Annotated in this window: 16 protein-coding genes; 8 read left to right on the top strand and 8 right to left on the bottom strand. The window is 67.3% G+C overall.

What is annotated here, in order from left to right; all coding sequences use genetic code 11:
• The first annotated feature begins 11 nt into the window (after positions 1 to 11).
• The 3 genes from AC0IZS_RS22090 (at position 12) to AC0IZS_RS22080 (ending at position 2974) form a co-directional block, all read left to right on the top strand.
• A complete protein-coding gene (locus AC0IZS_RS22090; RefSeq protein WP_471637592.1) occupies positions 12 to 1685 on the top strand; it encodes a response regulator in 1674 nt (557 codons plus the stop codon).
• A 143-nt stretch (positions 1686 to 1828) separates the two neighbouring features.
• Positions 1829 to 2677 (top strand): hypothetical protein, encoded by an 849-nt coding sequence (locus tag AC0IZS_RS22085; protein ID WP_471637591.1) that lies wholly within the window; start codon positions 1829 to 1831, stop codon positions 2675 to 2677.
• A 24-nt stretch (positions 2678 to 2701) separates the two neighbouring features.
• Positions 2702 to 2974, top strand: coding sequence for a DUF3253 domain-containing protein (locus AC0IZS_RS22080; protein WP_471637590.1), 273 nt, complete (start codon positions 2702 to 2704; stop codon positions 2972 to 2974).
• Between the two features lie 111 nt (positions 2975 to 3085).
• Here AC0IZS_RS22080 and AC0IZS_RS22075 read toward each other — a convergent pair whose 3' ends face one another.
• Positions 3086 to 3346 (bottom strand): hypothetical protein, encoded by a 261-nt coding sequence (locus tag AC0IZS_RS22075; protein ID WP_471637589.1) that lies wholly within the window; start codon positions 3344 to 3346, stop codon positions 3086 to 3088.
• Between the two features lie 152 nt (positions 3347 to 3498).
• Here AC0IZS_RS22075 and AC0IZS_RS22070 point away from each other — a divergent pair, with 152 nt between their 5' ends.
• On the top strand, positions 3499 to 3921 hold the full coding sequence (locus AC0IZS_RS22070) for a hypothetical protein (protein ID WP_471637588.1): 423 nt from the start codon (positions 3499 to 3501) through the stop codon (positions 3919 to 3921).
• A gap of 62 nt (positions 3922 to 3983) precedes the next feature.
• Here the strand turns inward: AC0IZS_RS22070 and AC0IZS_RS22065 are convergent, their stop codons facing one another.
• The 3 genes from AC0IZS_RS22065 to AC0IZS_RS22055 form a co-directional block, all read right to left on the bottom strand.
• Positions 3984 to 4259, bottom strand: coding sequence for a hypothetical protein (locus AC0IZS_RS22065; RefSeq protein ID WP_471637587.1), 276 nt, complete (start codon positions 4257 to 4259; stop codon positions 3984 to 3986).
• 170 nt (positions 4260 to 4429) lie between these two features.
• The gene (locus AC0IZS_RS22060; RefSeq protein WP_471637586.1) at positions 4430 to 4930 is read right to left on the bottom strand and encodes a type II toxin-antitoxin system VapC family toxin; all 501 of its coding nucleotides are present in this window, start codon (positions 4928 to 4930) and stop codon (positions 4430 to 4432) included.
• A 66-nt stretch (positions 4931 to 4996) separates the two neighbouring features.
• Positions 4997 to 5392: a ParB N-terminal domain-containing protein gene (locus AC0IZS_RS22055; RefSeq protein ID WP_471637585.1), complete on the bottom strand. Its 396-nt coding sequence runs from the start codon at positions 5390 to 5392 to the stop codon at positions 4997 to 4999.
• 725 nt (positions 5393 to 6117) lie between these two features.
• Between AC0IZS_RS22055 and AC0IZS_RS22050 the strand changes: the two genes are divergently transcribed.
• Together AC0IZS_RS22050 and AC0IZS_RS22045 are read left to right on the top strand one after the other, a co-directional pair.
• Positions 6118 to 7353, top strand: coding sequence for a hypothetical protein (locus AC0IZS_RS22050; protein WP_471637584.1), 1236 nt, complete (start codon positions 6118 to 6120; stop codon positions 7351 to 7353).
• Between the two features lie 150 nt (positions 7354 to 7503).
• Complete coding sequence (locus AC0IZS_RS22045; RefSeq protein WP_471637583.1) at positions 7504 to 7887, top strand: RidA family protein; 384 nt, start codon at positions 7504 to 7506, stop codon at positions 7885 to 7887.
• Between the two features lie 78 nt (positions 7888 to 7965).
• Here AC0IZS_RS22045 and AC0IZS_RS22040 read toward each other — a convergent pair whose 3' ends face one another.
• The 4 genes from AC0IZS_RS22040 to AC0IZS_RS22025 form a co-directional block, all read right to left on the bottom strand.
• Positions 7966 to 9825: a sensor domain-containing diguanylate cyclase gene (locus AC0IZS_RS22040; protein WP_471637582.1), complete on the bottom strand. Its 1860-nt coding sequence runs from the start codon at positions 9823 to 9825 to the stop codon at positions 7966 to 7968.
• 96 nt (positions 9826 to 9921) lie between these two features.
• Positions 9922 to 12009, bottom strand: a complete 2088-nt coding sequence (locus AC0IZS_RS22035) for a hybrid sensor histidine kinase/response regulator (RefSeq protein WP_471637581.1) — start codon at positions 12007 to 12009, stop codon at positions 9922 to 9924.
• 149 nt (positions 12010 to 12158) lie between these two features.
• Complete coding sequence (locus AC0IZS_RS22030) at positions 12159 to 14828, bottom strand: putative bifunctional diguanylate cyclase/phosphodiesterase (RefSeq protein WP_471637580.1); 2670 nt, start codon at positions 14826 to 14828, stop codon at positions 12159 to 12161.
• Entirely contained in the window at positions 14829 to 15410 is a 582-nt protein-coding gene (locus tag AC0IZS_RS22025; protein WP_471637579.1) for a prepilin-type cleavage/methylation domain-containing protein, read from the bottom strand.
• 338 nt (positions 15411 to 15748) lie between these two features.
• Between AC0IZS_RS22025 and AC0IZS_RS22020 the strand changes: the two genes are divergently transcribed.
• Both AC0IZS_RS22020 and AC0IZS_RS22015 read left to right on the top strand, forming a co-directional pair.
• Entirely contained in the window at positions 15749 to 15967 is a 219-nt protein-coding gene (locus AC0IZS_RS22020; protein WP_322592758.1) for a hypothetical protein, read from the top strand.
• A 24-nt stretch (positions 15968 to 15991) separates the two neighbouring features.
• Positions 15992 to 16792 (top strand): YkgJ family cysteine cluster protein, encoded by an 801-nt coding sequence (locus AC0IZS_RS22015; RefSeq protein WP_471637578.1) that lies wholly within the window; start codon positions 15992 to 15994, stop codon positions 16790 to 16792.
• The last annotated feature ends 88 nt before the right edge of the window (positions 16793 to 16880 follow it).

Here is a 16880-nt window from a genome sequence, read left to right as displayed (position 1 = left end):
GGATGCCGCGCATGGAAAGCCGCGTTCTCATACTGGCGCCGCATGGCCGCGATGCGAAGGTGATCGCATCGGTCGTGTGCGGCGATGGTTTCATCTGCGTTCAATGCCCCGACGCCCCCACCCTGCTGGCCGAGCTTGCGGCGGGGGCCGATGCGGCCATCCTGACCGAAGAGGTGCTCGCTGGCGGCCTGGCTGAATCGCTGCAGCAGTACCTCGCTGGCCAGCCGGCCTGGTCCGACCTGCCCTTCGTCGTGCTGGCCACGCGCCAGGCCAGCCGGCGCTCGGTGCGCGCCACCGCCTCGCTGCAGGAGCTGGGCAACCTGGTCATCCTGGAGCGCCCGGTCAACCCCGAAACCCTGGTCAGCGCCGTGCGCTCTGCCCTGCGCGCGCGCAAGCGCCAGCACACCACGCGGCTGCACCTGCACGACCTGAACAATGCCAAGCAGACCGTCGATGGCCTCAATGCCGACCTGGAAGGTCGCATCGCCAAGCGCACCAGCGACCTGGCCAGCGCCAACGACCGCCTCACGCGCGAGATCGCGGACCGCGAGCGCATCCAGTCCAAGGTGGTGCAGGGGCAAAAGCTCGAAGCCATCGGCCGGCTCACCGGCGGCATCGCGCACGACTTCAACAACCTGCTGCACGCCGTCAGCCTGAACCTGCAGTTCATCGCCCGGATTTCCACCGAAACGCGGGTGACCGACTACGCCCGCCGCGCCAAGGAATCCGTGGACCGCGGCGCCCGCCTGACGGCCCAGCTGCTGTCCTTCGCGCGCGCGCAAAGCCTGATGCCGCGGCTGCACGACGTGAATGCCATGGTGCTCAACCTGCGCGAGCTCATCGAGGTATCGGTGGGCTCCAAGGTGCAGGTGCAGCTGGACCTGAGCGCAGAGCCTGCGTGGGTTCTGCTCGACGGCGCGCAGTTCGAGATGGCCCTGTTGAACATGGCCGTCAACTCGCGCGACGCGATGGCCGATGGCGGCACCATGACCATCCGCACCGCACTGGTCGCCGGCCCGGGCAACGCAGAGGGCACGCGCCAGGTACATATCAGCGTGCAGGACACCGGCTGCGGCATTCCCGAGGCATTGCAGGCCAAGGTGTTCGACCCCTTCTTCACCACCAAGGCCGAGGGAGAAGGCACGGGCCTGGGGCTCAGCCAGGTCTATGGCTTCGCCAACCAGTCCGGTGGCGGCGTGGACATTCAAAGCACCGAAGGAGAAGGCACCACCGTCACCCTGCGCTTCGCACAGGCCCCGCAGGCCCGCGAAGACGACGCCGACTCCCCCACGGCACCGCAAGGCCCGGCCCAGTCCGAGGCGCGCACCGAGGTGCTGGTGGTGGAAGACGACGACGCCGTGCGCCAGGGCATCGTCGAAGGCCTGCGCCTGCTGAACTACCGGGTGCGTGAAGCCTGCGACGGCGAGAGCGGCCTGCGCGAACTGCACCGCCGCGTGCCGGACCTGCTGATGGCCGACTACCTCATGCCCGGCATGAACGGCGCCGAGTTCATCGCCGCCGCGCGCAGGCTGCACCCCGGCATCCCCGTGCTGATGGCCACCGGCTATGCCGACATGGCCGAGGTGGAAAAGCTCGTGGGCCCGCAGTCGGTGCTCAAGAAGCCCTTCGACCTGGAAACGCTGCACACCGCCGTGGGCAACGAACTGGCGCGCGCGCGGGCTTGAGCGGCCGCGCGCGCCCGCACGATCCACACCCCAGTGCGCCCACGCGCCGGCAGCGGCCCACCGCAGGTGATGGGCGTCACGTCTGGCCCCGTTTGTGGGGTTCCCTCGCGCGGCAGCGCTGGCAATAATTCCTGTATTTGTCCATGCCCAACACCACGCCCCTGACCCCCTCGCACGCAACAGCGCAGCCCCTGCGCCGGTGCGCCTCCCTCGCCTGCCTGGCCCTGGCCGCATCGCTGGCGGCCTGCGGTGGGGGCGATGAAACCCCCGGCCCCTCGCCGGCAGACCGCTTCACCATCGGCGGCACGGTGAGCGGGCTGGTCGCGCCCGGCGCAGGCAGCAACCCCCACGCCCCCAGGCTCGTGCTGCAGAACAACGAGGGCGACGACCTGACCGTCACGGCCAATGGCCGCTTCGCCTTTGCCACGCCGCTGGCGGCAGGCAGCGCCTATGCGGTGCGGGTGCAGTCGCAGCCCGCCGGCCAGACCTGCAGCGTGGCCCAGGGCAGCGGTGCCGTGCCCGGCGCTGCGGTGCAGGCGGTGCAGGTGGCCTGCGCCCCCGCCGTGCTGGGCCTGCCCGAGGGCCTGTGGGTGCGCGAAGCCTGCGGCCCCACCGGCACCACTGCCGGGCAAAGCGGGCGCAGCCTGTTTCGCATGACGCGCCAGGATGAGACCCACGTCACCGTCACGCAGGGCACCATGGTCTACGACAACGCCCAATGCACGGGCACCGGCAAGGTGTTGACCGAAAGGGACTACGCGCGCTTCGAGGTCGACCGCAAGGAGACCCGGGGCGCGATCACGGCCTGGTGGGGAAACTGGGACTACACCGTGAGCAGCGACCGCCCCACCCGCGCCGTGTTTTCGCGCTCGGGCCCCTACCTGTGCTGGAACGTGGACCATTTCTGGGCCCAGTTCCCCACGATGGACCAGGTGGAAAGCGCAGTGGCCAGCGAGATCGCGTCACGCCAGTGCTACCTGAAGGCGGAGTGACAGGACACTAACAGGCCTGCCCCCATGCGCGACGCAGCCATCGAACAAGCCATCCTGGCCCTGCTGGCCGAGCGCGCGCCGGGCAAGACCATCTGCCCTTCCGAAGTGGCGCGCGCACTGGCGCAGGACAACGAAGCGCAGTGGCGCCCGATGATGCCCGCCGTGCGCAGCGCTGCGGACCAGCTGGCGCGCGAAGGCCGCCTGCAGGTGCTGCAGCGCGGCCAGGCGGTGGCCTCGGCGGTGCTGGCGGTGGGGCCGATCCGCCTGGCCAGGCCCGCCGCGCCCAGCACCAGGTGACCCGCCAGGCTACGGCCTGCACAGGGCATCCATCTTCGCCCGTGGCAATGCAGATGGGGCCTGTGCGCGGGCTTGGCACCATCGACAACCATCTGCGGTCCTGCAACCGGGTCAGGGCATTCGGGAGCTTGGCACGGCCGATAGCGCCTGGATGAACGCGGCCAGACCCATGCACCCGGGGCTGCGGCTTTCATCCCAAAGGCACTGCACCCGCACACCCGCTTGCGAAAAGTGGACGTTGAATGCGTTGCCGGTGATCTCCAGCTCGGCGTGGTGCCCGGCCATGACGCTCCTGGCAAAACCCAGGTACCGTTCGCGGTCGTGCGCGGTGGGCATGTCGCTGTCGATCAGGTCGTGCAGCCATGAAGGCATTGGTGCGTATCTCCCATCGGTGAACAGGTCCACTGGCGCAGCGGCCCCCTTCCCCCTTGATCGTAAGCGCGACCCGTTGCGCACGCTACCATTGCCGGCACACAACACAGGGAGGTCAAGGCATGCGAAGAATGGCAGCAACGGGATGGGCAATGGCAGTGGCATTGGCAGCGGCACTGGCCGGGTGCGGCACGGCGCCAGACAAGCTCAAGGACTCGGACTTCAACATCCGCGAGGTGGCACTGGCCGTGCCTGCCAAGGAGGCTTCGACCAAGTTTCGTGACAGCCTGCGCCATTGCCGCAAAGGCACGGCCTTCTGGGGCACCACCCTGGGCATCCCGGACTGTGGCCAGGAGAGCGCCGACGGCTCCATGACCTGCAACATCTACGCGGACAAGGGCATGGGCCTGGGACGCTCGAACATCGTGCTCGGCATCGTCGCCATCCAGCCCGCGCCCACGGGCAGCACCGCCACGCTCAAGGTACAGACCTGGGTGGGCCGCAACCACATCGTCCTGGACGCCTGGGAGAAGTATGCGCGCGGTGAGCACAAAGAGGTGTGCCCCGGCAAGTGACCCAGCCAGCCTGGCGCAGCCCCCTTGCGCGGTGAAGCCGGTCGGGGGCCCGTGCCTGTGGTTCAGCGTGTTGCCGGCGGCTGCAGGTCCTTCATCCGCCCGGCGATCAGCATATCCGCCCAGGACTGCGCCTCGCGGTTCATCCACACCGAGAAAGTTGCCATGGCCGCCTTGTTGGCGGCCAGCTCTTTCTTGCCGATGGGCGAGCATGCTGCGGCCTGTGTATTGCGGTGGCTGCGGGACACCCAGTCGGTTTTCTTGGACGGCGGGAACTGCGGGAACCGGACATCCGCATCGGCTCTCATGGCCACGCCCAGGCCGCTGCGAAAAGGTCGCATCTGAGCTTCGCTGGAATCGCCTTCTTGGGTGATTCAGGGTACGGGCGCGGCAGGCTAGACTTTCGCTTTCGGCCAGAAACGGGCTGTTGCGGCAGTTAAAAGCGGACGCTCAACGTTGAATCAGAGCCGCGAGCGTCAGCTCGCCGACGCTAGTCGGATCGAGCAATAGGCTAGACCTCATTCGGTGGCGTCTCATCAAGCACCGACCAAACGCGCAACCCCTCGGCACGTGCGGCTTTGGCCAATTCTCGATCCGCTGTAGTCAAGACCGTCTGTGACTCTCTAGCCAAGCTTGCATAGTTCCCATACTTCAGGCTTGCCAATTGAAGCGCATCGGAATAGTCGAGCCCAGTGCGAATCGCTAGCTCGCGAACCAACGGATAGTAGTCACGATCGTGAAGTGCGATTTCTGGCAATGTCCGGCGCATCCCCGTAAACCAAATAGTCAGTTCATGAGCCGCCTCCAGGTACTCATCTCGACTTAGAACTTTGACCCTTCGCCACTTAGTCTTCAGGACACTAAGAGCCTCATGGAAGCAAAACTCCGTCGTGTAGACGGTTGGCCGGCGATTGAAATATTCACGAACCGCCGCAGCACCAGGGTCGTTGACGTAAAGGAGGACCAGTGCCGAAGCATCGAAGAACTCGGCGCGAGCAAATACTGAATTCATGAGTTCTAGCGTTTGAGATAAGAGGCATGACTCGGCTTGCCTGGGCATGTCCTCTCGATTGAAGGGTTAGAGCGCATTGAAATCGAAGTACGGCCTCAGCGACACTGGGAGGCATTTGTAGCCCAATGCTATAGATAAGAAGTAGCGGTGGTAGCCGTCGCGAACCGAAAGACGACCGGTACGCGCCGAAGGCTTCTGATGGACTTCGAGTGGCGGCAGCGCCTCAGCGGTGACCATCGCTCGCATGATTGCAACTGCCCGCTCTTTATGCAGACCGGTGAAACCCACATCTCGAATCGGCGCTTCCACTTGGGAGATTGACACGATCGCAGTGGGCCAATTCGGATCGGAGAAAGCTAGGAAAGCCGAACCTCTCGGCTTGAATAGCTGAGCGCCACTCAATGCAAGCCATTCGTCTGGGACTTCGAACTTTAAGGTCTCGAACGGATGCTGAACGTGCATGTGCCCTCTAACGTGATGTACCCCGCAAAACCTGCGGAACAAACTGGTCCCTGCGGGATATTCTGGACACTGATTCCTCCTGGAAGTGGCTTGCAGATTGCGGCTGCGGTCAGTGTGCTGTTCAAAAGCGCAAGTATAAAATTTCGAAAAACCCGGCAAGCTTCAACTCCGCAAACTTTAGCTCGCCAGGTGGCAGGCACTGGACACTTAGACAGCGCGGTTTGGACTGCACGCCAGCGGGTAGCGAATCAACGGCAGCTTTGGGGTAGTTTTGTCCAACGGCAGCTTTGGGCCCACAGCGGCCTTCGGCCAACCCACCACCGTTGTTCCGCGCGCGCGATCTCCCCATCGCTCACCTGAGCATCTTGCGCACGCTGGCGCACGCTGGCGCGCTTGAACACGCCGCACGATGCCACGCGCGTCGGTTGGGGCAGGCCGCTGTTCTCTTGGGCCGACGCGCAAGGCGACCAGTGATGCAACCACTGGCGTTCTTCCCCACGGCGGGGCACTGCAGTGGGACGGCAGCAGTACGCGCGCGGTGGATGCACGGGCCTTGCAGCGGCCTGCGGTGGAGCGCCGGACACTGGCAAAGGTGGTGACCGGTGTCACGCGCCGTGAGAACCATTCGCATGCACACTGGCCCTACACACCAACCAGGTGGAGCCAGGGCATGCCATGCATCGGCCATGCACCGTGAGCCTCCACCCCATCGAGAGGAGCCTTGCATGTCCGTTCCATCCCTGGCGCCGCGCGCCGCCCCGCGTCCCCTGCCACTGTGGTCTGCCCGTGCTGTGCGGCGCATCGCGCCCCTGGGCCTGAGCCTGGGCCTTACGGCCGCCCTGCTGGGCGGCTGCGGTGGGGGTGGCGGTGACGACCCGGCACCTGCACCTGCACCTGCACCTGCACCTGCACCTGCACCTGCGCCCGCGCCCGCGCCGGCCCCGGCACCTGCGCCCACGCCTGCACCAGCTCCTACACCCGCGCCGGCACCGACGCCTGCGCCTTCACCCGCGCCAGCCCCCACGCCCGACCCGACCTACCAGACGCTGGGCGTGTCGGTCACCGGGCTGGCGGCGGGCCAGAGCGTGGTACTGCAGAACAACGGGGCGGATGACTTCACCTTGGGCGCCAACGGCATCGTGCGCACGGCAGCCAGCTGGCCGCTGGGCAGCAGCTATGCCGTCACCGTCAAGACCCAGCCCACGGGCCAGCGGTGCACGGTGGCGCTGGGCATGGGCACACTGGCCGCCAACATCCCCTTGGTGCACGTCGAATGCGTGCAGCTGCCAGGCGACCGCAACACACTGGGCGGCACCATCGGCGGCATTCCGGCCGGGGTGACCGTGGTGCTGACCACGGGCGGCGAAGACCTGCCCCTCAGCGCGGACGGCGGCTTCACCTTTCCCACGCCGCTGGCCGCTGGCGCGGCCTATGCCGTCACGGTCAAGTCCACCCCCGTGGGCACGGGCTGCGTGGTGCGCAATGGCACCGGCGTGGTCGCTGCCGCCGCGGTGGACACGGTGCAGGTGAGCTGCGCAGTCTCTGGCTCGGTCACCGGCTTCTGGGAGCAGGACAAGTGCACCGCAAGGCCGGATGGCATCGGCCTGAAGAACGGCTGGCGCATCACGCAAGGCAGGCCCGTCTTCATCTACGTGGGCGCGGGCGGTGTGAGCTACCGCAATGCGCAGTGCACCGGCGTGGGCACCACCATGGCGGGCCCGCTGGTGGGCGCGTTCACGGTGACGCAGACGCGCCAGGAGATCACCAACGACATTTCGGCCTACTGGGGCGTGCGCGATGGCATGAACTTCCCCACCATGCCGGTGGTGATGGTGCGCAGGGGCACCCATCTGTGCCTGCTTGAGGACACGGCCACCCCCTCGGCCTACCCCGACGGGGCCAGCACGGCAAATGCGATGGCGGCGGCCATCGCCGCGGGCACCTGCTACCAGCCCCGCTGACCCCACGGCCAGGCGCGCGCATCCAGTGCTCCGCGCGCCCGCACGATCCCGCTGCTGTTCGCAGCGGGGCGTGCGGCGCGGCAGCGCCGCTCTCGCAAGCCAGAAGGCTGCAGCCAAGCCCCCAAAATCTCAGCCACTGGATCAAGTCCGATGAATGAAGCCGAACACAATGCAGGGCTCGCAGCGACGCCGCAATACCGCTACGCGGATCGCCTGGGCGATCAACTGTTCGTGGCTGGCCAGGTGCCTCTCGACTCCCTGGGCCACCTGGTAGGCCCCGAAGACCCGGGCGCACAGGCCTTGCAGTGCCTGCGCAACCTGGAGCGGCTCCTCGCCGTACACGGATTTCTAGCAACGGACATTCGACGACTGGTCGTGTACGTGATCGGAGACCAGGCAAGTCTCTCTGCGGCTTGGTCAGCGGTCGCAGGCTGGTTTGGTGGCCAGGTTCCGCCAGCCACCCTGCTCGGTGTTGCCGCACTGGGCTACGTGGGACAGCTCGTAGAGATTGACGTCACAGTGATCAAGGCTTGAGGGCATCCCATCCCATACCGCCTGACCGGTCCATCGGTGGGATGCCTCAAAGGCTGCGCTTTCAAGTGCCCCCAGAGGCTATGGCGCCGGGGACGCCACCCTGTAGCAATCCTTGCCGGCGCGCTTGGCCTCGTACAGGGCGTCGTCGGCCAGGCGCATGAGCACTTGCGGCTCGGTGCCATGGTCCGGCGCATAGGCCACGCCGATGCTGGCGCGGACGCGGGCTTCGCCGCCGCCCAGCGCAATGGGCTGCCTGAGCCTCTCCAGCACCCGGTTCAGCACGGCCTCCACCTGGCCCCGGTCTTGCACGTTGGCGAGCGCAATGGCAAATTCATCGCCCCCCAGGCGCGTCACGGTGTCATGGCTGCGTACACAGGCCAGCAAGCGCCTGGCCGTCTCCACCAGCACCTGGTCGCCCGCGGCGTGCCCCAGCGCGTCGTTCACGGCCTTGAAGCCATCGAGGTCGATGTAGCACACGGCCACCAGGCTCGATGCCCCGCCCAGTTGCTCGAGCGCCGTGCGCAGGCGCTCGGCAAACTGCGTTCGATTGGCCAGGCCGGTCAGGGCGTCGTGCAGGGCCAGTTGCGCCAACTGGTCCTCCCGCCCCTTCATGGCGGAGATGTCGACAAACATCCACAGCGATTCGTCGCCCGAGACCGGGGTTCCGCTCAGATCGATCCAGACCGGGCTGCCGTCCTTGCGCCGCATCTTGAGCTGGGTGCGGTAGCGGCGGTTGTCGCGAAGGTGCTCATACCCTTGCGCCCCGACCCGTTCGTAGGACTCGTCGTCCAGATAGAGCTGGCGCGAAGGGCCCCCATCCAGTTCATCGGGGCCGTACCCAAAGATCGCCTTGAACGCCTTGTTCGACCAGACCGTGGTGCGGCTCTTGGTGCGCACCATGCCGATCAGCTCGTTGTCCAGCATCAGCTGCTGTTGCTGGAGCAGGCCGGCGATGCGCCGTTCGGCCAGCACGTGGCGTTGGCGCTGGACATACAGGCCGAAAGATGCCCCCACCATCGACACCCCGGCCAGCAGCAGCAGCGCGGCGATGATCTGCACATCGCGCCGCCAGGGCGCCAGGAAGTCGCTCGGCGCCAAACCCGCCAGAACCGTCAGCTCGAACCCGGGAACCCGGTGGTAGGCGGTCACCCGCTCGATGCCGTCGAGCGCCGTGGGGGTGCGGTACCAGCCTTGTGCAGGGTTGCGCTTCAGAGCGTCCCTGAGTTCGCTGGATACGCTGGCGGAGCCGAGGTTTATGTCCCCGATGGGCTCGTCGGGCACGAAGCGGGCAATCAGCCGCAGGTCCTTCGAGCGCAGGGAGATGGCGCCCGACTTGCCCAGCTTCAACCGGCTGAAGCTGCGCGCGAAATGCGCGCTGGACAGGCCGGCGTACGCCACGCCGCCAAAGCTTCCATCCCGGTTCTCGATGCGCCTTGCCAGCACGATCCCCCACTGCCTGGTGATCCGGCCCAGAAGGGGCTCGGAAACGGCCAGGCCATCGGTGAGGCGCGCGGCTTCGAAATAGCCACGGTCGGCAATGTTCACCGGCGCGGCGCCCTGGGCAAGCCCCGCGCGCACCATGCCGTCGGGTCCGGCAATGCGAATGGCGTCCACCTCGGGCAGCAGCTTTTCCTGGTGGCGCAGCACCTTCTCGATGGCCAGGGCCCCGGCCTCGTCGGCCAATCCGGCCCGGTAAGCGGAGGTTGCGCTAGCCAGTGCGTTGTCGACCAGCCTGAGTTCACCGGCGATTTCCGCAGCCAGGCCTGCGGCCATGTTTTGCGCGACCTCGGCGGCCCGGGCCTCGTCAGCATGCAGGCTGGTCTTGAGCCCGACCCACCCCGCCCCGAACAGCAGCCCGATGATGGCCAGGTTGCCACACACCAGGTGAATCGCAAAACGCCTCAGCTTGGCGTCAGAAAGATCGATGGAGTGCGGCAAGGGGTTTCAGCCAATAGGGAGTGGCCATTCCATTATTGGCGCAGCGTATCGCGGCACCCCCCTGGAAAACACCATCTTCCTTGAGAATGTGCATGGCTACTCCCCCGCCTTGCCAATGGCAGCATGCAGCACCTGCGGCGTGCAGGGCTTGGGCAGCACGTCAAAGCCCAGTTGCGAGATGCGCGCCAGTTGCTCGGCATACCCGGTCATCAGCAGCACCCGCTGCGCAGGCCATGTCTCGCGGATGTGCTTTGCCAGGCCCTCTCCGTTGAGCTCGCCAGGCATCATCACGTCAGACAGCACCAGGTCGGGCCGCTGGCCTTCATCCAGCAGGTAAATGGCTTTGTCGGCGCGGTCCACCCGGGTGACGCTGCATCCCAGCGACTGCAGCAAGGGAACCAGCGACTCGGCCACCTCGTCGTTGTCCTCCACCAGCAGCAGGCTCATGCCCAGGGGCGTGAACGATGTGTCGGAGGCGGGCTCATCCCTGGGTGCCCTGGGGGCCGTGCTGGGCAGGTACAGGCTGATCTTCGTGCCCTTGCCCAGCTCGCTGGCGATTTCCGCGTAGCCGCCCACCCCCTGGCAAAAGCCATACACCTGGCTCAGGCCCAGGCCCGTGCCTTCGCCCACCGGCTTGGTGGTGAAGAAGGGTTCGAACACCTTGTCCAGGTCGTCCGGCGCAATGCCGCTGCCGGTGTCGGACACTTCGATGACGACCATCTCGGCTTGCGCCCCTTGTGCCCCCACCGGCCGGGGCCCGGCATTGCGCACCTGGATCGACAACGCGCCCCCCGTGGGCATCGCGTCGCGCGCATTGATGCCCAGGTTGAGCAGCGCCAGCTCCAGCTCACTCATGTCCAGAAACACGGGCGCGGTCGAAGGGTCCACCTGCACATCCAGCTGCACGCGGCTGCCCATGACCGGAACCAGCAGATCCTGAATCGCCGGGAGCTTGTGCTGCAGCTGCACGTACTCGGCCACCAGGGGCTGGCGCCGTGAGAAGGCCAGCAGCTGGCGGGTGAGGTTGGTGGCCGACTTCACGGCCCGGGCAATGGCTTCGATCTGGCGCAGGCCCGACTGCGGCGCCGTGCGCTTGAGCAGGTGCAGGTTGTTGCTGATGACCATCAGCGCGTTGTTGAAGTCGTGCGCCACGCCACCGGTCAACCGGCCCAGCGCCTCGAGCTTTTGCGCCTGGCGCAGCGCCTCTTCGGCGCGCTGGCGGCTTTCGGTTTCACGCTCCAGTTCCTGCAGCGTGTTGTGCGCGGCGCGCGCGCTTCGCAGCGCCGTTCTGGCCGTGACGACCAGGGCCGCCACCGGCAGCGCCCCCATGGCGAACAGCAGCGCGAGCTGCTGGAACAGCTCGCGCAGCGGCACGTTCAGGCGCATCGCGGTGGCCACGTACAGGGGGTAGTCGCCGACCTTGCGATAGGCAATGATGCGTTCCTTCTGGTCGATCGACGAGATGCCCTGCAGGCGCGCCGAGTCCTCGCCGGCCTGCACGCGCTGCATCACCGGCGCATCGGGCTGCAGCTTGCCGGAGGGGATGGCGCCCTGGGCCCACCGGGTGTAGACCTCGCCATCCCCGCGGAACAGCGTGACCGCCAGGTTGGGCTCGTCCGCCACCAGGTCGCCATAGAAATCGTGGAAGTAGGCCGTGAGCAGCGCCACGTTGATGACGCCGCCAAACTTGCCCGCGTCGTCCTCGAAGGGGACACTGACGTTCAGCACCCGCTCGTTGGACGTGCGGGTCACGATGGGCCTGGACAGATGGGGCCCCGTGCGGCCCTGCAGGTGGTGCTGAAAATACTCGCCGTCGGACAGATCGACCCGCGGGAACGGGAACAGGCGGCTGCTGGCCAGCGGCCGGCCTTGCGCATCCAGGATCAGGATGGACTGGATCTGGGGCTGGTCCACGCTGCGCTTGCGCAGCTCTTCGTGCAGAAAGGCCTCGATGCTGCGCAAGTCCTGCGGCTTCTTGCCGTTGACCAGGGAGAAGGCCTTTTCCGCGACCGCCTCGGACGTGGCCATGACCTTGGAGGCATGCTCGTGCGCCACGCGCAGCGAGCGCGACACCCGGGCGTCGGTTTCTTCCGTGGCACGCAGGAAGCCGACGACCCCGAAGATGGCGTAGATCGCCAGGGGAACCGCCACGCTCAGCAACGCCATCAGGCGCAGCCAACGCACCGATTCTGCTGCCTCTCGGGAGCCTTTACCGCCTGCTCTTTTCTGGGTCCACATGGGTTGTTCCTGGCGAGCGGGTCAATGAAATCCACCACCGGTGGCTGGGCCATGGCGCCCACCGCGACCAATGGGTATAAATAATAACTTAAAAGTCATGACGTCGCTCCATCGCCACCGCCCCACAAGCGCCCCAGCTCGGCAGCCGTCTGCGGCTTGCCATAGAGGTAGCCCTGCAGCTCGGTCACGTCCAGGCCCTGCAGCAGGTCGGCCTGCGCCTGCGTCTCCACCCCCTCGGCCACCACGCGCTTGTCCAGCGCCTTGGCCAGGGCCACGATGGCCGTGGCGATCGCCAGCGCGGGGCGCTCGATGCCAAAGGCGAACACAAAGCTCTTGTCGATCTTGAGCGTATCGAACGGCAGGCGGTTGAGGTAGCGCATGGCCGAATAGCCCACGCCGAAGTCGTCCAGCGCAATCGCCACACCGAGCGCACGCAGGGCTGCCAGGCGGGTGACGGCGGCGTCCACGTCCTGGATGAGCACCCCTTCGGTGACCTCCAGCTCGAGCTCCCCAGGGCGGATATCGAACTCCTGCATCAGCGCGTGCAGCGCTGCGGGAAAGGCCGGGTCGGCCAGCTGCACCGGCGAGAGGTTGACCGACAGGTGCCGCACCGGCGCCTGCGGGTCGGCACGCCAGCGCGCAAACTGCGCCAGCGCCTGGCGCAGCACCCACAGGCCCAGGTCGAGAATGAAGCCGGACTCCTCGGCCAGCGCAATGAAGACATCCGGCGAGACCAGGCCCTTGGTGGGGTGGCGCCAGCGCAGCAGCGCTTCGACCGAGACGATCCGGCGGTCGTGCGCGCCCACGCGCGGCTGGAACACCACGAACATCTGCGCCTCGGCCAGCGCATGGCGCAGATCGTTGCGCAAGGCCAGCCGTTCGGCCAACTCGGCGGCCAAGGCATACTCGAACTGCACCAGCACGTCGCGGCCGGCGCCCTTGGCGCTGTACATGGCCAGGTCGGCGTGCTTGAGCAGTTCCTCCTGCGAGGTGCCATGCTCGGGAAACAGCGCCATGCCCAGGCTGGCAGCCAGGGGCAGTGTGCGCGGGGGCACGCTGTACGGCACCCGCACCGCCTGCATGACGGACTCGACGTCGCTGCGCAGCGCAGCCTGGTCGTGCGCCGGCAGCACGAACACAAACTCGTCGCCCCCCGGGCGGGCCATTGCCAGGGCGCGCGGTCCGATGCTGCGGTGCAAGCGGGCGGCCACCTCCCGGAGCACGATGTCGCCCACGTCGTGCCCGTAGGCATCGTTGATTTCCTTGAAGCCATCGAGGTCCATGAACACCACGGCAAAGGGCAAGGCTTGCACCGGCCCGCCCCCGCTGCCCGGCTCGCGCGGTGGCGTCAGCCGATCGATGGCCTCCACCAGCCCGAAGCGGTTCAGCAGGCCGGTCAGGCTGTCGCGGGTGGCGCGCTCGTGCAGCTGCTGTTCGCGTTGCTCGGCGTGCAGGGCCACCGCCAGCCGCTGGCGAAACGCGGTCAACTCGCGCTCGGCGCGCCCGTGCGGCGCCGGCAGGTGCCCCAGGCGCAGCCACACGCGCTGGCTTCGGGTTTGCGCAACAGGCAGGTCATGCCAGGGCTCCTGGCCGCTGCCACCGGGGCTTGCGGGCGGCCCCTCTGCGGGCGGCGGGAGATCGCGCGGAGGGAGGTCACTCGGCGCGCTGGTCTCGCCTTGCGCCAGCGTTCCATCCAGCGCCAGGGACAGCAGGATGGGCCGGTCGCTGCCGGCAGGCCACTGCACCACGGACACCGGCCCGGCACCGGCCTGCCCGTTCAGATGCACGAGCATCCATCGCACCACCTCGGCGAAGGGCCGCTGCTCGATGATGGCCTGGTCCATGCGGGCGAGCAGGCGAAACAGCTGGAGGTCGCGCCCCACCTCTTCGGTCATGGCATTGAAGGAGTCGGCCAGGTCGGTGAACTCGCTGCGCCGGCCCGCGATCTGCACCCGGCGCGTGAAGTCGCCGCCCAGCACCGCGCGGGTGCCCGAGGTGAGGGCATCCAGGGGGCGGGTCAGCCTGCGCAGCACCACGGAGCTGCTGGCGATGGCCAGCAGGAACGCGATGGCGGCCACGTTGCCCACCAACGCGGCCACGCCAATCGGCAGGTAGCGCCGCACGTCGGGCTGCAGCGTGGTGGTGATGGTCCAGGCCGCCGCATTGAAGTAGGGCTGAAAGAAGATCTCGCGCTGCGTGCGGACCGCATGGCTCGCCTGCACATCGACCCCCTGGCAGAAGGGCGGCGAGAGTTGCGCGCCCGAAAAACAGATGCGGTGCGTTCCCGACTGGGCGTTTTCCCACAGGTAGTCGGCATGGAAGCGGCCGCGCACGGCAGCGTCCGCCAGCGGCACCAGCAGCTCCACCGTGGGCGCCGCCCCCGGCGCACCGCCACTGACGACGCGCAAGCTGCTCAGGGCACCGGCCGCCGGCGCCTGCTCCGGTGCGGGCACCCAGTCCACGCTGGAAAAAACCTTGGCCAGGCTGTCATCAAGCACCATGGGCCCCTGCCCTTTTGCCGCAGGCTGCGCGTGCACCAGCAGCAGGCTTTGCGCAGCACGCAGGCGGTCGATGAGGTTGATGCCCACCGCCTTGGCCAGCTCGCTGCTCAGCTGTGCGGCGGACTGCTGCACCACATATTCCGTGAGCTGGTAGGCCAGGAGCGAAATCACCCCCACCGGCACCGCCACCAGCACGAAGAACGTGGCCAGCAGCTGGCGCCCCACCCGGCTTTGCAAAATGGCATGGGCCGCACTCAGGCGCATTCAGTAGTCCTCGGCCACCCCGATGAACCCCCCATTGTTGGCACGAATGATGTCATCGCGGCTAGCCTTGGCAGTCAGGGGTGTCTGGCTTTGTCCGTCGGGGCCCATGCTGTAGAGGTCGTAGTCGCTGTTCAGGGGATGCAAGGACTTGTCCTTGCGCTTTTGGCCCACCTTGGCGCCCTCCATCGACAGGTAGCGGTAGGGGTTGCCCCAGGGGTCCAGCCGGTTGTCGGGCAGGTCGGCCAGGCTCGCCGGGAACACGTGCTTGAAATTGACGTACCGCTCCAGCTTCAGGCTGATTTCCAGAAGGTCCTTCTTGGCGGCTGCGATTCTTGCACGCTCCATGTACGCCTGGTAGCTGGGCACGGCGACCGCCGACAGCACCCCGATGAGGGTGACCGAGATCAACAGCTCCAGCAGCGTCACGCCCAACGCGCGCAAGGCACGTCTTCTGTTGTTGCGCACCACCCTCATCGCCCGCCACCTTCGCAAAAAAATGGGCATGGCGCGGGGCACACCGCCGCAGAACACGCAGCCGCAGCACAGGCCGTGGGCAGCGCCCACCGCTGCGTCGAGGCGCATGTGTCCGTGACATTCTGTTTCATGCCCTATGATATTGCACGCCCCAACGGCGCCCGCGTAGGACGGATTCGACGGAGCGCCTGGCCATTCTTGGCCCGCACCGCCTCCAACACTCCTCCAGCATCTCGGCGCCACGCCCTTCCCAAGACCTCCTTGGCAGCCCGCGTGAGCCGAGTGCAGAACACGGGCTTTGAGCGCGCGCTACCATGGTGCCGAACGCCGACTTGCCGAGGCTTGGGGCACCCTGCAGACCATCGCGGACCGTTATCGCCCGATTGCCGAGGCCGGTCCCGACGCATCACTGGTCACGAGAGTTTTACCGATTCAAGAAACCGCCCATGAAGACCATCGACGAGATGCTGAGCCTGGACCTGCTCACCCGCGACCAGCACACCCAGATCAGCGCCTGGATTGCGCGCTCGGCCTCCCCCGAGGAGATTCTGCAGATGCCCTCTGCGCTGTGGCGCGCGGTGGAGCATGCCAGCCAGGTCATGGGCATCAACGAGGACCTGCTGCGCCCGCCGGCCCTGGATGCGGGCGGCATGGTCACAGGGTAGTCCTCCACAACCGAGAAGCCGCCCGTGCAGCTGAACTTCGCATGCACGCAATGCGGCCGGTGCTGCCAGGGCCACCGGGTGCCGCTGGGCATGCACGAAGCCATGGCCTGGCTGCGCCGCGGCGGCGATGTCCACCTGCTGTGCGACGCGGTCGTCTGGCCTGCCGAGCCGCCCGCCGGCGATGCCTTGGCCGCCTACCGGCGCCAGCGCAGCTTTGCCGCAGCGAGCGCGGCAATGGCGGTGCGGGTGGGCGTGATCCTGGCCGCGTCGTTTCCGGGCCGCTGCCCGAACCTGATGGACGAGCAGCGCTGCGCCATCTATGCCGAGCGGCCGCTGGTCTGCCGCATTTACCCGGCATCGATCAACCCCTTCGAGCCGCTGGGCACAGAGTCCAAGGCCTGCCCGCCCGAGGCCTGGGATGCGCGCGGTCCCGCCTTCGTGCGCGCGGGCCGGCTGGTGGACGAGGCCACACACGCGCTGATCGACCAGGCACGCCACCTGGCCATGCACGAGATGCCCGCCAAGCAGCGCCTGTGCGACGCCCTGGGCATAAGGGTCGCCGCCATGGCCAACGAGGGTTTTGCGGTACACCAGCCGCCACGCGCCGCGCTGCTGGCCGCGCTGGAAGAATCCTGCGCCGCCACGGCAGCGCAAGCGGAGCCGGTGGTGCCGGCCCTGCCCGGCGACTGGTGCCTGCTGAGCGCACGCGCCGCCACGCTGGAGATCCTGGCCGAGATCGACGCCCATGCGCTCCACGCAGGCCAGGCCGGCCAGTTCGGGGTGGAGTACCTGGATCTGCAGGCGCCCGCCGGGGCGGCGGGCTAAGAGCGGCTAACAAAGCTCTTCTGGCGTCGTTGCTGCGTCTTGTCGTACTGTTCGTACTGCCTGCGACGCAGCGCCTGGCCAGAACCGC

Source organism: Acidovorax sp. AC410 (genome assembly GCF_979253235.1).
Note: the sequence above shows the minus strand (reverse complement) of the source record. Positions and strands in the feature narration are given on the sequence as shown.